Source organism: Streptomyces sp. NPDC053048 (genome assembly GCF_044547045.1).
In the GTDB taxonomy this organism is placed as follows: domain Bacteria; phylum Actinomycetota; class Actinomycetes; order Streptomycetales; family Streptomycetaceae; genus Streptomyces.
The window spans coordinates 79501-93736 of record NZ_JBITZS010000007.1 but is presented as its reverse complement, the minus strand read 5'-3'; the positions used below and the strand labels follow the sequence as shown (position 1 = coordinate 93736).

Genomic DNA, 14236 nt, shown 5'->3' with positions numbered 1-14236 from the left:
CCGCAGCTCAGTTGGTGATCGCGTACCGGTGGGCGACCCGCCGGGCGGCGAGCGCGGCGCTGTCCGCCGCCGAGCGGTTGTCGAGGATCCGGGCCGCCTTCCAGGAGACGAAGGACCCGGTGGTGGTCACCGGGTCCAGGTCGGTGTCGACGACGACGTGCGCCCCCACCCCGGCCCGCTCGCGCAGCCGGGCGCCCACCCCCGCGCCGATGGCGGCCGTTCCGCCGCTCGCGCCCGGCATCAGATCCATGCGGACGGTGACCTCGTCGGAGCCGTCGGCCCGCCGGTCGATGACGACCTGGTAGCCGAGGCAGCCGCGCACCCCGTCCAGCACCGCCGCCTCCAGCTCCGCCGGGTGCAGCATGGCGTCGCCCAGGCGGATGCGGTCGGCGGTGCGGCCGACGACGTCGACGACCGGGCCCGGCAGCGGGCTGTCGGCGGGCGCCGGGGTGATGCGGACGAGGTCGCCGGTGCGGTAGCGGATCAGCGGCTTGATGCCGTCGGTCAGCATGGTCAGCACCAGCTCGCCCTCACCGCCTTCGGCGCCGGTGGCGAGCGGGGCGCCGGTGTCCGGGTCGACGAGCTCCACCAGGTAGTTGAGCTGGGCCAGGTGCAGCCGGCCGGTGTCGGCCCCGGTGGCCACGCACAGCGCCTCCTGCGAGCCGTAGAGGGTGGGGCGTACGACGGCCGACGGCCAGACGGAGGAGACGTTGGCGGCGAACTGCGGGGTGCAGATCTCGCCGAGCACCAGGAACAGCTTCACGGGCAGCTTCGCCGGGTCGTAGCCGTGGTGCAGCGCCGCCTGGGCCAGGCTCAGGCACAGGGCGGGCGCGCAGACCAGCACCTCGACGCCCAGTTCCTCGATCAGGCGCAGCGCCTTGCGGAAGCCCACCCGGGGCGACTCGGGCCAGATCTTGACGTGGCAGGCGCCGAGCGCGGCGGTGACGGCCGTGAACACGTCGCCGAACGCGTACAGCTCGGAGGGGCCCATCAGCCCGACCACCGGCAGCCGGTCCCCGAAGCGCTCCCGCAGCAGGTGCCGCCAGGATTCCTCGACGAAGGCGTTGCTGGTCAGCACGTCCTTGGGGCCGCGCGGGCAGGGCGTGGACGCGCCGGTGGTGCCGGTCGTCTCGTAGAAGACGGTGGCCTCGGCGGGGCTGCCGGAGAGCACGTCGTACATCTCGCGGCGCAGGTCGTCCTTGGTGGTGAAGGGCAGGTGGTGCAGGGTGTCCGGAGTGACGGCGGCGATGTCCGTGCCGGCCAGCCGGCGGCGGTAGAACGGCGAGCGTTCGGTGACGTGCCGCAGCACGGCGGTCAGCCGCTCGGCGTTCCAGCGGTCGAGGTCGGCGCGGGTGAGCGTGCCGTCGTGGAAGGCGCGGAACGTGCGCCCGTAGGCGGCCGCGAAGGCCGCGAAGTCGCCGGGCGCACCGGGAGGTTCGGTGGCGGCGGGAGCGCTCACCGCTGGTCCTGCAGTTCGTTGAGGGCGAGGCCGACGCGCTCGTTGCGTTCGGCGGGGCGGAAGATGTCGTCGCGGCCCGTCAGCCGGCGGTGCTCGGCGAGCAGCTCGATCATGTCGGTCATGCGGTCGACGAGCCGGGTGACGTTGGTCAGGCCCTCCTCGTCCTTGGCCGCGTCGCCCCGGTGCAGGGCGTGGACGGTGGCGGGGAAGCCGCTGCCGACCAGGATCATGCGGTTGAGCAGGGCGTTGACGGTCAGCTGGGCCCAGACCTCGCCGGCGCTGTAGCGGCGGGCGACGGAGATGATCCCGGCGACCTTGTTGCTCAGCGGCCGGTCGAAGCGCAGATAGCCCACTCCGGCCCGCTCGATGAAGGTCTGCATCAGGCTGGCGGTGCCGAAGCCGTGCACGGGCGCGGCGAAGATGATGCCGTCCGCCGCGATCATCTTCGCGACCACGCCGGGGATGTCGTCGGCCACCGCGCACGGCAGCGGTCGGTCGTTGCAGTCGCCGCACGGGCCGCACCGCTCCATGCGCAGGTTGCGCAGGTCGACGGCCTCGAGGTCGACGTTCCGCTTGGCGGCGACGGCCGCGGCGTGCCGCAGGACGTCGGCGGTGTTCCCGTCCCGTTCCGAGCCATTGATCGCGACGATCTTCGGTTGGGCTGTCACGGTGCCGTCTCCTTGGCGGGGTCGGTTGCGGTCGGTCGGTCGCCGGGCACGGGAGCCGGTGCGGCGGGGGCCGTCCTCCGGCTGCCGGGGCCCCACCGCTTGCCCCAGCGCGCGACCGGGCGCTCCAGCAGGTAGTAGCTGGCCGTGGCGATGGCGACGCTGACCGGCAGGGTGAAGGCGAGCAGCTCCCAGAAGCCGACGGAGCCGCGGAACTCGGGGGTGGGCAGGGCCGGGGAGCCGAAGATGCTGCCGTTCTCGAGGTAGACGTTGATGACGATCTCGTGCCAGAGGTACACGCCGAAGGAGACCTGCCCCAGGTAGCGCACCGGCTTGTTGGCCAGCAGCCCGTCCATCAGACGGGACTTGACGCCCGGCACGGTCATCGGCCCGACGATCAGCAGGGCGAAGGCGGCGACCAGGAAGTGGTCGAAGACCTCCTGCCAGAGCGCGGCCATGTTGCCCATGCCCGATATACCGATGAGCTTGGCGGCGTAGAGCGCGTAGATCCCCAGCCCGGCCAGCCAGAACAGCATCGGGTGCGCGCCCATCCACCGGTGCACGGCGGGGGTGCGGGGCGATATCTCGGCGTAGGCGGACAGGATCGCCAGCAGCATGCCGCCGGCGAAGTACCCGACGTAGTACGGCGGCCAGTACCAGAGCGTTGTCTGACCGGTGGACGGCAGGTTGGTGTAGACGATCCAGCCGATGCTGAAGAGCTCGAGCACCAGCAGAGGGGCCAGCATGCGCCGCATCCGCCGGAGCGGGTCCTCGGTGCTCCGGGCCCAGCGGTGGGCGATCCAGGCGAGCACCGGCAGCGCGAGGTAGAACGCGAACTCGGTCGGCACGGTCCACGTCGGGTCGATGCCGTGCATCGGCTGGCCGGTGTTCCAGAAGAAGTGGATCATCAGCAGCGGGCGCAGCACGTCCCACGGGCTGTTGAGGGCGTCGGAGTTGAACGCCGGCATGGTGAAGGCGATCAGCAGCCAGTAGGCGGGCAGGATGCGCAGGGCGCGCCGCCAGAGGAAGGGGCGCACTTCGGGTTTGCGGGTGCCGACGAGGGTGGCGCGTGCGAAGGGGCGGTAGAGCATCAGCCCGGAGAGCACGAAGAAGGGCGGCAGGCATACTCCGAGGCCGTCCGCGAGGGTGCCCCAGATTCCTTTGCCCGGCTGGTCGATGAAGCTGCTGACACCCGACTGGAAAGCGACGTGATAGACGACCACGCCGAATGCCAGGATTCCGCGGAGGCCCTCGAACGTCGGGATCCGCGCGGCGTTTCCGCCCCCCACATCGCGCAGACTGACCCGTTCCCCCATGGCGTGCTCCCTCGCAATTGTTCCCGGTTCGCTCCACGGCATGGTCCGGCCGGTCAACTGGGCGCCGCATCTCCTGAAATGCTGCGTTGGCCAGCGGCGGACGCCCCTCCGGTGACCTGCGGCGGCACGCAGCAATTCAGGAGATGCGGCACAGAGCAGGCGAACGTGACGATGCCGGGGTGGAGTACTGGAACCGGAAGACAGAGACCATGCCCCGGCAGGAGCTGGCCGGATGGCAGTGGCGGAAGCTGCAGCGTGCTTTGATCCATGCAAAGCGCTCGTCGCCGTTCTGGAATGAACGGCTCCCCGATGATGTCGAATCACTCGGGTCGCTCGAGGAGTATTCCGCTCGGGTTCCGCTGCTCTACAAGTCGGACCTGCTCGCCGCCCAGCGGACGGCACCGCTGTACGGCAGCTGGCCGTCGGTGGATCCGTCGCTGGGCATCAGGTACCACCAGACCAGCGGTACGACCGGGAACCCTCCGGTGCGTACCTTCGACACTCAGCGCGACTGGGCCTGGTCGGTGGACACCTTCTGCACCGCCCTGTACGGCATGGGGGTCCGGGCGGGGCAGAGCGGCATGGTGGCGTTCGGCTACGGCCTGTTCATGGGCTTCTGGGGCATGCACTACGCCCTGGAGCGCATGGGGTGCACGGTGGTGCCGTCGGGCGGGCTGGACTCCCGGTCCCGCATCCGGCTGCTGGTCGACCACCGGATCGAGGTGCTGGGGCTGACGCCCAGCTATGCGATGCGGCTGATCGAGACGGCCCAGGAGATGGGCGTCGACCTGGCCGCCGAGGCCAATGTGAAGACCATCCTGGCCGGCGCCGAGCCGCGTCCGGACTCCACCACCCGGGCCATCGAGGACGCCTTCGGCGCCCGGGTCTTCAACGCGGCGGGCACCACCGAGCTGGGCGCGGTCTTCATGTTCGAGTGCCCCGCCCGCAGGGGTGCCTGCCACATCATCGAGCCGGCGGTGATCGAGGAGGTGCTGGACCCGGACACCAAGGAGCCGGTGCCCTACGGCGAGCTGGGCGTGCGGGTGACCACGGGCCTGGCCCGCGAGAGCATGCAGATCTTCCGGCACTGGACCGAGGACCTGGTGGTGCGCAGGCCCTGGCACGAGTGCGGCTGCGGCCGCACCTGGGACTGGTACGAGGGCGGGATCATCGGCCGCACCGACGACATGCGCAAGATACGCGGCGTCTCGGTCACCCCCGTGATGATCGAGGACGTGATGCGGGGCTTCCCCGAGGTCGTGGAGTTCCAGACGGTCATCCGCACCGTGCGCGGCCTCGACACGATCGTCGTGCGGGTGGAGCCCAAGGATGTCCCCGGCCTGGACGCGGCGGCGCTGTGCGCGCGCATCAGCACGGAGATCAAGCGCGACATCGGCATCCGCCCCGAGGTGGAGACCGCCGCGCCCGGAGCCCTGCCCCGATTCGAGATGAAGGCGAAGAGGTTTCATGACGAACGAGCGAGCTGAACCCGCCGGCCTCACCCCGGAGCAGGAGCGCGTGCTCCTCGACGCGTACACCGCGCTGGGCGGCCTGGCGCGGTCGTGCGAGGTGCCGGCGGTGACGGCGGCGGTGGGCGCCGCCCTCGCCGAGCTACGGGTGGCCCTCGACGGCCAGGCCGTGGACTTCGACTTCTTCGCCCCGTCACCGGCCGGGAGGAGCTGAATGCCCCCGCAGGACGGGCCGGACGGCCCGGACGGGACGGCCGCCCGCCCGGCGGCGACCCGTCCGCTGACGGGCGACGAGTACGTCGAGAGCCTGCGCGACGACCGCGAGGTCTACCTCTACGGCGAGCGCGTCAAGGACGTCACCACGCACGCGGCGTTCCGCAACCCGGTGCGGATGACCGCGCGGCTCTACGACAGCCTGCACGACCCGGACAAGCGCGAGCTGCTGACCGCGCCCACCGACACCGGCGGCGGGTTCACCCACCGGTTCTTCACCGCCCCCCGCACGGTGGACGACATGGTCGCCGACCAGCGGGCCGTCGCCGCGTGGGCGCGCATGAGCTACGGCTGGATGGGGCGCAGCCCCGACTACAAGGCGTCCTTCCTCGGCACGCTCGGCGTCAACGCCGCCTTCTACGAGCCGTTCGCGGACAACGCCCGCCGCTGGTACCGGGAATCGCAGGAGAAGGTCCTCTACTGGAATCACGCGCTGCTGCACCCTCCGGTCGACCGGGAGCGGCCGGCGGACGAGGTCGCGGACGTCTTCGTCCACGTGGAGAAGGAGACCGACGCGGGCCTGGTCGTCAGCGGCGCCAAGGTCGTGGCCACGGGCTCGGCGCTGACCCACCACTGCTTCATCGCCCACACCGGGCTGCCGGTCAAGGACCGCAGGTTCGCGCTGGTGGCCACGCTGCCCATGGACGCGCCGGGGCTGAAGCTGATCTGCCGCCCGTCCTACTCCGCCACGGCGGCGGTGATGGGCAGCCCGTTCGACCATCCGCTGTCCTCGCGGCTGGACGAGAACGACGGCATCCTGGTCCTCGACAAGGTGCTGGTCCCGTGGGAGAACGTCTTCATCTACGGGCACCTGGGCAAGGTCCGCCTGTTCACCGGGCAGTCCGGCATGATCGAGCGGGCCACCTTCCACGGCTGCACCCGGCTCGCGGTCAAGCTCGAGTTCATCGCCGGGCTGCTGGCCAAGGCGCTGGAGATCACCGGCGCCAAGGACTTCCGCGGCGTGCAGACCCGGCTGGGCGAGGTGCTGGCCTGGCGCAACCTCTTCTGGGGCCTGTCGGACGCGGCCGCGCGCAACCCGGTGCCCTGGAAGGGCGGCACGCTGCTGCCCAACCCGCAGTACGGCATGGCCTACCGGTGGTTCATGCAGCTGGGCTATCCGCGGGTGCTGGAGATCGTGCAGCAGGACGTGGCCAGCGCGCTGATGTACGTCAACTCCGGCACGGAGGACTTCCGCAACCCCGAGGTGCGCCCGTACCTGGAGAAGTACCTGCGCGGCTCGGGCGGCGCGGACGCCACCGAGCGCGTGAAGGTGATGAAGCTGCTGTGGGACGCGGTCGGTTCGGAGTTCGGCGGCCGGCACGAGCTCTACGAGCGCAACTACTCCGGCAACCACGAGAACACCCGCATCGAGCTGCTGCTGGGGCAGATGGCCGACGGCCGGCTGGACTCCTACCGGGCCTTCGCCGAGGAGTGCCTGGCGGAGTACGACCTGGACGGCTGGACGGTGCCGGACCTGACCTCGTTCGAGGGCCTGCGGCAGGCCCGGAACGGGCTGCTCGAGGGCTGACCGGCCGAGAACGGGCGAGAAACGGGCGAGAACGGCTGAAGGGCCCCTCCGGACGGAGGGGCCCTTCACCGTGTGCCTGCCGGCCCTACAGGCCGAGGGCCTTGACGACCGTCTCGTGGACGCGGTCCACGGCCGAGTAGTCGCCCTGGGTGACCCGGTTCTTGGTCAGCGCGAAGGTGACCTTGGACGCGGTGTCGGCGAAGGCGGCACTGCCCTCGCTGCCGGCCGTGCCGAAGACGGTCGGGGCCGGGGCGGCGGTCGGCGAGGGCAGGCCGATGTCGTAGCCCAGGCCTCGGGCGGTGGGGAAGCCGAGGATCTCGTCGTCCCCGCTGACCGCCTCGGCGGTCATCGTCCGCAGCCGCTCCGGCGAGACCAGGCGGACGCCGCCGACCTCCCCGAGCAGCGCCGCGTACACCTTGGCCAGGGCGCGGGCCGAGAAGGTGCCGCCGGCCGGGATGTCGGAGGTGAGGATGTCGTTGCGGTTGCCGAACTCGGCGCCCGGCAGGGCGGCCATGGGGGCAGCGGTGTAGCCGTGCACGACCTTGAAGAAGGGGATCTCCGCGAGCATCTCGGGAGTGAACTCCTCGCCGCCGCCGGCGTCGGGGTTCTGCACCTCCTCCAGCGTGGCGGTGCGGGCCAGCTCGGACTCCGGCACACCGAAGAACAGCTCGCGCTCCAGGCCCAGCGGCACGGCCACGTACTCCCGCAGCGCCTCGGAGATCGTCTTGCCGGTGGCCCGGCGGACGAGCTCGCCCACGAGGTAGCCGTAGGTCTGGGCGTGGTAGCCGAACTTGGTGCCCGGCTCCCACCACGGGGTGGCGTCGGCGATGACGGCGACCATCTTGTCCCAGTTGGCCAGGTCCTCCGGGGTGGTGTCGGCCGGCAGGCCCGGTACGCCGGTGGCGTGCGTGAGCACGTGACGTACGGTCGCGCTCTCCTTGCCGTTGGCGGCGAACTCCGGCCACAGCTCGGCGACCGGCGTGTCGTACTTGAGGACGCCCCGCTCGACGAGGACGTGGGCGACGGTCGTGGTGATGCCCTTGCCGGTGGAGGTGCTGTAGAAGGGCGTGTCGGAGGTGACTGGACGCTTGGTCTCCGCGTCGGCGAGGCCCGCCACGGCGTCGACGACGAGCTCTCCGTTGCGGTAGACGGCGACCTGCAGGCCCCTTTCCACACCGGACTCGACCAAGGTGTCGATCGTTTCCTGGACTTGCTGCTGAATGTCAGTCATGGCCGATTTCCTTCGTAGACCCGGGGTGATCGGGGACACTGGACTCGCCACATCGTGGCGGGCGGGCTTCCGGTTCTGCATCTCCTGGATTGCGGTACTGACGGCGGCTTTGGCCAAGGATTGACGGGTACGGGCCGATGTGCCCCGGCCGGACGGGGAGCCCGGCCGGGGCACGTCGGGGCCGTCACGGGACGGGCCGGCACGGGGTTCAGGAGAACTGCCCCGGCCTGCGCCCCTCACCGGCCGGGCCCCGGTAGGCCTGGGCTATGGACAGCCAGTGGTCGGCCTCGTCCCCGGTGGCCACGAGCGCCAGGTCGTCGCGGTGCCGGCGCCTGGTGACCAGCAGGCAGAAGTCATGGGCGGGGCCGGTGATCTTCTGCGTGGCGTCCTCGGGGCCGAACGCCCACGCCGTGCCCGAGGGCGCGGTCAGCTCGAAGCGGAAGGGCTCCTCGGGAGGCGTCAGCCCCCGCGAGAGATAGCCGAAGTCGCGGGTCAGCACCGCGAACCCGGCCAGGTGGCGCAGCCGGTCGGTCGGCTCGGGACGGACGCCGACCGCGTCGGCGACGTCCTGGCCGTGGGCGAAGACCTCCATGATCCCGGCGCAGGCCAGCACGGCCGGCGGCAGCGGGTTGACCAGCCAGGGCACCACCTGTCCGGCGGGCACCGCCGCCAGCGCGGCGACGGACGCCTCGGCCGATGCCCGCCAGCGGGTCAGCAGCTGCTGAGGGGTGAGGCTCTTGAAGGGCTGGAGCGCGGCGTTGACCGCGCCGTCGAAGTCGCCGGCGGCGCCCGCGGCCAGGGCCTTGAACGCCTCGGCGTCCCGGGCCGCCGTGCCGGCGATGTCGAAGATGAAGGTCAGGTGGGCGATCTGGTCGGCGACGGTCCAGCCGGGCGCCGGGGTGGGCGTCCGCCACTGCTCGTCGTCCAGGCCGGTCACCAGCCGGTCGAGGTCGTCGACGGCGGCGGTCAGGTCCTTGAGTACGTCCTGGGTGTTGTCCATGTCCGTAAGTCCTGTTCGTCGAGGGGATGTCGAGTGGATCAGGAGGGGTCAGGAGGGGTCGGAGGAATCGGTGGAGCACGCCCTGCGGGCCGCTGTCAGGGCGGCCCACGAGGTGAGCTCGATCAGCTCCCGGTCGCCGGGCGTGCCGGAGCGGCGGTAGTCGTCGACGACGTTCCGGCCCACTCGGTACGAGGCCAGGGCCGTCAGCAGCGCCAGCCGCCCGGCCGGGCGCAGGGCCGCAGGCAGGGCCGCGACGGCCTTGCCGGTGTCGTCAATCCATGGCTGTCCCGGGGGCGGCGGGCCCGTCCCGGTGGCCAGCCGCTCCCGGACGAGCTCGCGGACAGGCTCCGGCACCGAGCGCTCGGCGCCGGCGTCCACGGCCGCGGCGGCCCGTGCCAGGGCCCCCGCGATGTGCGGCCGTCCCGCCGCCCAGGACAGGTCCCCGGGCAGCGGCGCGTCCGGCAGCAGGCCCAGTGAGCCGCCCGGCTCCGGGGCGCCGGGGCCGGAGGGACGGGTGAGGCGGGTGACCACGCGCAGGACGCCCCCGCGCAGCGCGGCGGGTGTGCCCGGCGGGACGGGCGTCTCGCGCAGGAACACGTTGACCATGCGGTTGAGGTAGTGGAAGGCGAGCGCCACGCCCAGGATCTCCGGGGCGTCCTCCGCCGGGAAGGGCCGTGGTCCGCCCCGCAGGGCCCACCGCGCCAGCCGCCCGGCGGCCGCGTCCCGCGGCAGGGTGCGCACCTGCGCCCGGTGCACCTCGACGCAGTACGGGCAGGAGTTGGCCCGCGAGACGCCGGTGGCGACGGCCTCCCGGGCGGGCCTGCTCACCCGGTCCCCGGCGAGCAGCGTCTCGCGCAGCAGCAGCCAGGAGGCCGCCAGGGCCTCGGGCGCGGGGGAGTGCAGGGCGAGCGGCGGGGCGAGCAGCCCGAACTCCCGCTCGGACTGCGCGTACACCGCGGCCACCAGGCCCTCGGCCTCCCCGGGCGGTACGGCCCGCACGTGCCGGATGCCCGCCAGGGAGCCGCGCAGGGCGGTGCGGGCCAGCGTCCTCACGGCCGTCACCGCGCCGAGACCACGGGCAGCACGCCGCGCCGCCCCGCGGTGGCGCCGTCGGGCGCGGGGGCGCCGTAGGTGACGTCCACGCCCCGCTCCCGGGCGGCGCGCACGATGCCCGGCATCGCGCGTTCGGCGAGCGCGGCGATGGTCATCGCCGGGTTGACCGTGAGCGCGCCGGGCACGGCGGAGCCGTCGGTGACGAAGACGCCGGGGTGGCCGCGCAGTTCGTGGCGGTCGTCGAGGGCCGAGGTGGCCGGGTCGTCGCCGATGCGGCAGGAGGCGAGCGGATGCACGGTGTAGGCGCCGACGACGTCGTTGGTCCAGGGCAGGACCGTGGCCAGGCCGTCCTTCTCCAGGATCTCCTTGACCTCGGCGTCGGAGCGGGCCCAGCCGTGCAGGGTGTTCGCGGTGGGGACGTAGCGCAGGGCGCCGCGGCCGAGCATCTGCTGCGAGATGCGGTGGGAGTTGCCGGTGGGCGGGGGCGGGCCGAAGACGCCCTCGTTGTCGTCCTCGCTCATGGTGAAGACGGTCAGCCAGGAGCGCCAGCGCTCGAGCATGCGCCGCTTCTCCGGCCCGAACCACACCGGGCCGTCCGCGCCGGCCGCCTGGGCGAGGATGGTGCCGAGGCCGGGCGGGAAGTAGAGCTGCTCCAGCGAGTAGCGGGAGAACTCCGGCAGCGAGCCGTCGAGGCGGTCCCAGCTGGCGGCCGTCGGCCCCCTGCCGATGTGGTTGGCCTCGTAGGCCCTGCCGTCGCCGCGCGTCAGGCCCAGCACCTCGGCGACCCGGTCCTCGTCGAGGACGGCCGTGTTCAGCCGCTCGCCGTTGCCGGAGAAGTACCGGCCGACGGCGTGGGGCATGGGGCCGAGCGTGGCCTCGCTGCGCTGGAGGATGACGGGGGTGGCGCCGGCCCCGGCCGCCAGGACGACGATCCTCGCGTCGATCGCGCCGCTCTCGCCGAGGATGCGGTAGTCCTCCTCGTCGACGGTTCTGTAGTGCGCCCGGAAGCCGCCGTCGTCGGTCCTCTCCAGGTACTGCACCTCGTGCAGGGGCCGGATCTCGGCGCCGTGCGCCAGGGCGGCGGGCAGGTAGTTGAAGAGCAGGGACCGCTTGGCGTCGAAGCGGCAGCCGGCCATCATCCAGTTGCAGTTGACGCACTTCTCGGCGTCGATGGCCACCGGCAGCGGATTGGCGGTGCGGCCGGCGTGGTGGCAGGCGGCCGCCCACAGCCCGCCCGCGTAGGTGACGTCGCTCCAGTCCTGCCGGGTGACGGGCATGGCCTCGGCGACCCGGTCGTACCAGGGGTCGAGGGTGTCGCGGCTGACGGACCTCGGCCACATCCGCCGGCCGATGCTCCCGTGCCGGTCGAAGACGAAGCGCGGGGCGCGCGGCATCGCGGCGAAGTAGACGACGCTGCCGCCGCCGACGCAGTTGCCGCCGAGCACGCTCATGCCGTCGCCGACGACGAAGTCGAAGGCCCGGGTGTAGGAGGAGCCGAGCTTGTAGTCCTGCTCGAAGTCCTTGCCCTCCAGCCACGGTCCGCGCTCGAGGACGGTGACCCGGGCGCCGCCCGCCGCGAGGTGGTAGGCGGCGATGGCGCCGCCGAAGCCGCTGCCGACGACGAGGACGTCCGTGCGTTCGGTGGCGCTCATGCCGGGCTCCCTGAGGGTGTGGTGCCGGGGTGCAGCCGTGCCAGCGGCCGGCCGTAGGAGTAGCGCTCGTAGCGCCACAGGCCGTCGTCGTCCGGCAGGGTCATGCCCATCGCCGCGAGTCCCGGGTGGCCGGCGGCGAGGGCGTCGGCGGTGTGCAGGTGGGCGGCCGAGTCGAAGGCCATGTTGCAGAAGAGCGCGAGCAGCACCCAGAACTCGCGTTCGGGGTGGCCGGGTGCGGTCAGCCGGCGCACCAGGGCCGCGCGGCGGTCCGGGGACAGGGCGACGAAGGGCGGTAACGCGCCGCCGGGCGCGGCCTCCTGGTCGCCGGCCGCCACGCGCGCGTGCTCGTTCAGCAGCCGCGCCAGCTCGTCGAGGTCCTCCGAGATGCCGGTGGCGTCCCATTGGAGGAGTTCCATGGCGCCGGCCGCCGCCGCGCCGTCGACAATGGTGTCCGCGTACGCCTCGAGCGTCCGCCGGGTCTCGCTGTGCGGTGATGATGTCGTCAGATCACGCAACTCTGCCTCCAGTACGTGGAGTTGGCTTTCGCCGCATCGGCAATAGGGTGGAAGTGCGGGTCCGCCCCAGGCCGCCGGCGAGTTTCGGAGGGAATCGTTCCGAATCCTCCGGCGCAAAGTTTCTTGAAATTCTTGCCAAAAACCGGTCAGCCGGTAGGCTCTGACCGATCAAGGGCCAGGCCGCCGTCATATGTGGCAACTCGGCCTGCTCCGCCCTGAGGTACGGCCCGCTCGAGAACTGACCATGCGAGGCTCGAACGACCCGCGGGGGACAGGATGGAAAGAGCCGACGTCAGTGTGTGCTACGCCTGCCAGGTGCGAATCGGCGACCTCCTGCCCGCGGATTCCCCGCGGCTGAACGGACTGGACGAGGCGCACGCGCGCCAACTGGCGGAGAAGGACTCCGAATTACCCCCGATCCTGGTGCACCGCCCGACCATGCGGGTCATCGACGGAATGCACCGGGTACGGGCGGCCGAGATCGGCGGCCGCACCGAGATCGCGGCCACCTTCTTCGACGGCACCGACGCCGAGGCCTTCCTCCGCTCCGTCGTGGCCAACGTCTCGCACGGACTCCCCCTGTCGATCGCCGACCGCAAGGCCGCGGCCGGCCGGATTCTCGCCTCGCACCCCCTCCTCTCCGACCGGGCCATCGCTGCCTACACGGGCCTGGCCGCCCGCTCGGTCGGCGGCATCCGGCGGCGTTCAGCCGCGGATCTGCCGCAGCTGAACGTGCGCATCGGCACCGACGGCAAGCCGCACCCCCTGGACCGCGCCGCCGGGCGGCTGCGGGCCTCCGAGATCATCGCCGAACGCCCCGAGCTGCCCCTGCGCGAGATCGCCAGGGTGGCCGGCATCTCCGTGGGCACCGCCCACGACGTCCGCCGGCGGCTGCGCCGCGGGGAGGCCCCCGTCCCCGGCGGACGGGCGAAGGCGCGCGGCGGCGCGGAGCGCGCGCGGATGAATCCGTACGGGCGGAGCGGCACACGAGATCCTCATTTCACGCTGCGCAGACTCGCCGGCGACCCCTCGCTGCGACAGAGCGAGGCGGGCCGCGAACTGCTGCGCTGGCTGCACACTCAGGTCGTCACGGGCGACGACTGGAAGAAACGGATGGACGCCGTTCCGCCGCACTGCGCGGACGCCGTGGCCGAACTGGCCCGGCAGTGCTCCGACACCTGGCAGGAAATCGCCCGGGAACTCGGGCGCCGTACGCCCGCCGAATGACCGGAGAAGCACCGTGACGCCTCATCACCGAATCAGGGAGAGGTCATGCTGAATTCCACCGAGCTGGCCGTCAAGCGGGTCATCGACGACATGCACGCCAACCTCGGCCAAGAGCTCACCATCGACGACATGGCCCGAACGGCGATGTTCAGCAAGTTCCACTTCACCCGGATCTTCCGGGACACCACCGGGGTCTCACCGGGGCGCTTCCTTTCCGCGCTCAGGCTCCAGGAGGCCAAGCGCTTACTCGTCGGGACCTCGATGAGCATCGCCGATATCAGCAGCGAGGTCGGCTACAGCAGCGTCGGGACGTTCAGTTCGCGGTTCAAGATCTGTGTGGGCGTGGCTCCTTCCGCCTATCGCGAGCTCGGCGGGTTCACCACCGAGATCAGGACCGACGACGGCCCTCCGGCGGTCGGCGGGCAGTCCCTCAAGGGCGAGGTGGTGCTTCCTCCCGCCCGCTCCCCGGGCTTCGTCTTCATCGGGGTCTTCCCCGGCTGCGTCCCCCAGGGCCAGCCGGTGCGCTGTGCCGTGCTGGACGGGCCGGGCCCCTACGAACTGCCGGACGTGCCCCTGGGCACCTGGCACGTGCTGGCGCACTCGGTGCCCTACGGCTACGAGGGCGTGCCCTCGGGTCTGGGCGACGCCCTGACCCCGTGCGTCGCCTCCTTCGGCCCGCTCGCGGTCCACCCCGACACCACCCTGCTGCCCCTCGACCTTCCGCTGCGGTCGGTGCGCGCCCTCGACCCGCCGGTGCTGCTGGCCCTGCTGGACATGCGGATGGCGGCGCTCGAGGCGGTCGCGGGCTAGGGCGGCCCGGATGGGCCGCCACGGGCCGGGGCGGCGGC

At 72.2% G+C, this 14236-nt stretch carries 13 protein-coding genes; 5 read left to right on the top strand and 8 right to left on the bottom strand.

Going from position 1 to position 14236, the window contains the following annotated elements:
• Window positions 1-7 precede the first annotated feature (7 nt).
• The 3 genes from ACIG36_RS19700 to ACIG36_RS19690 are packed head-to-tail and all read right to left on the bottom strand — an operon-like array spanning window position 8 to window position 3440.
• Window positions 8-1459 (bottom strand): phenylacetate--CoA ligase family protein, encoded by a 1452-nt coding sequence (locus ACIG36_RS19700; RefSeq protein WP_399929144.1) that lies wholly within the window; start codon window positions 1457-1459, stop codon window positions 8-10.
• Complete coding sequence (locus tag ACIG36_RS19695; protein ID WP_399929142.1) at window positions 1456-2127, bottom strand: flavodoxin family protein; 672 nt, start codon at window positions 2125-2127, stop codon at window positions 1456-1458. The genes ACIG36_RS19700 and ACIG36_RS19695 overlap by 4 nt, the downstream gene beginning before the upstream one ends.
• Window positions 2124-3440 (bottom strand): acyltransferase family protein, encoded by a 1317-nt coding sequence (locus ACIG36_RS19690; RefSeq protein WP_399929140.1) that lies wholly within the window; start codon window positions 3438-3440, stop codon window positions 2124-2126. Before ACIG36_RS19690 ends, ACIG36_RS19695 begins: the two co-directional genes overlap by 4 nt.
• Window positions 3441-3619: 179 nt before the next feature.
• On the opposite strand from ACIG36_RS19690, the gene ACIG36_RS19685 reads away from it, so the two are divergent.
• The 3 genes from ACIG36_RS19685 to ACIG36_RS19675 are packed head-to-tail and all read left to right on the top strand — an operon-like array spanning window position 3620 to window position 6710.
• The gene (locus tag ACIG36_RS19685; protein ID WP_399929137.1) at window positions 3620-4927 is read left to right on the top strand and encodes a phenylacetate--CoA ligase family protein; all 1308 of its coding nucleotides are present in this window, start codon (window positions 3620-3622) and stop codon (window positions 4925-4927) included.
• Entirely contained in the window at window positions 4908-5123 is a 216-nt protein-coding gene (locus ACIG36_RS19680) for a DUF6052 family protein (RefSeq protein ID WP_399929134.1), read from the top strand. The genes ACIG36_RS19685 and ACIG36_RS19680 overlap by 20 nt, the downstream gene beginning before the upstream one ends.
• On the top strand, window positions 5124-6710 hold the full coding sequence (locus tag ACIG36_RS19675; RefSeq protein ID WP_399929131.1) for a 4-hydroxyphenylacetate 3-hydroxylase family protein: 1587 nt from the start codon (window positions 5124-5126) through the stop codon (window positions 6708-6710).
• Between the two features lie 85 nt (window positions 6711-6795).
• On the opposite strand, the gene ACIG36_RS19670 is transcribed toward ACIG36_RS19675, so the two are convergent.
• The 5 genes from ACIG36_RS19670 to ACIG36_RS19650 all read right to left on the bottom strand — a co-directional run bounded on the left by ACIG36_RS19670 (window position 6796) and on the right by ACIG36_RS19650 (window position 12062).
• Complete coding sequence (locus ACIG36_RS19670) at window positions 6796-7941, bottom strand: serine hydrolase domain-containing protein (RefSeq protein WP_399929127.1); 1146 nt, start codon at window positions 7939-7941, stop codon at window positions 6796-6798.
• A gap of 208 nt (window positions 7942-8149) precedes the next feature.
• Window positions 8150-8941, bottom strand: a complete 792-nt coding sequence (locus tag ACIG36_RS19665; RefSeq protein ID WP_399929124.1) for a TIGR03084 family metal-binding protein — start codon at window positions 8939-8941, stop codon at window positions 8150-8152.
• 48 nt (window positions 8942-8989) lie between these two features.
• Window positions 8990-9994, bottom strand: a complete 1005-nt coding sequence (locus tag ACIG36_RS19660) for a carboxymuconolactone decarboxylase family protein (RefSeq protein ID WP_399929121.1) — start codon at window positions 9992-9994, stop codon at window positions 8990-8992.
• Window positions 9995-9999: 5 nt separating this feature from the next.
• On the bottom strand, window positions 10000-11646 hold the full coding sequence (locus ACIG36_RS19655; RefSeq protein ID WP_399929118.1) for an FAD-dependent oxidoreductase: 1647 nt from the start codon (window positions 11644-11646) through the stop codon (window positions 10000-10002).
• Window positions 11643-12062 carry a DUF5987 family protein gene (locus tag ACIG36_RS19650; RefSeq protein WP_399930069.1) on the bottom strand — a complete coding sequence of 140 codons (420 nt, stop codon included), beginning with the start codon at window positions 12060-12062 and terminating at the stop codon, window positions 11643-11645. Before ACIG36_RS19650 ends, ACIG36_RS19655 begins: the two co-directional genes overlap by 4 nt.
• Before the next feature lie 414 nt (window positions 12063-12476).
• Here ACIG36_RS19650 and ACIG36_RS19645 point away from each other — a divergent pair, with 414 nt between their 5' ends.
• Both ACIG36_RS19645 and ACIG36_RS19640 read left to right on the top strand, forming a co-directional pair.
• The gene (locus ACIG36_RS19645; protein ID WP_399929115.1) at window positions 12477-13388 is read left to right on the top strand and encodes a ParB N-terminal domain-containing protein; all 912 of its coding nucleotides are present in this window, start codon (window positions 12477-12479) and stop codon (window positions 13386-13388) included.
• Window positions 13389-13433: 45 nt separating this feature from the next.
• Window positions 13434-14198, top strand: coding sequence for a helix-turn-helix domain-containing protein (locus ACIG36_RS19640; protein WP_399929113.1), 765 nt, complete (start codon window positions 13434-13436; stop codon window positions 14196-14198).
• The last annotated feature ends 38 nt before the right edge of the window (window positions 14199-14236 follow it).

Excerpts from the sequence above, each read along its gene's own strand:
- ACIG36_RS19690 (WP_399929140.1), bottom strand. The coding sequence starts at position 3,440 with ATGGGGGAACGGGTCAGTCTGCGCGATGTGGGGGGCGGAAACGCCGCG.
- ACIG36_RS19680 (WP_399929134.1), top strand. The coding sequence starts at position 4,908 with ATGACGAACGAGCGAGCTGAACCCGCCGGCCTCACCCCGGAGCAGGAG.
- ACIG36_RS19675 (WP_399929131.1), top strand. The coding sequence starts at position 5,124 with ATGCCCCCGCAGGACGGGCCGGACGGCCCGGACGGGACGGCCGCCCGC.
- ACIG36_RS19670 (WP_399929127.1), bottom strand. The coding sequence starts at position 7,941 with ATGACTGACATTCAGCAGCAAGTCCAGGAAACGATCGACACCTTGGTC.
- ACIG36_RS19665 (WP_399929124.1), bottom strand. The coding sequence starts at position 8,941 with ATGGACAACACCCAGGACGTACTCAAGGACCTGACCGCCGCCGTCGAC.
- ACIG36_RS19655 (WP_399929118.1), bottom strand. The coding sequence starts at position 11,646 with ATGAGCGCCACCGAACGCACGGACGTCCTCGTCGTCGGCAGCGGCTTC.
- ACIG36_RS19650 (WP_399930069.1), bottom strand. The coding sequence starts at position 12,062 with ATGGAACTCCTCCAATGGGACGCCACCGGCATCTCGGAGGACCTCGAC.
- ACIG36_RS19640 (WP_399929113.1), top strand. The coding sequence starts at position 13,434 with ATGCTGAATTCCACCGAGCTGGCCGTCAAGCGGGTCATCGACGACATG.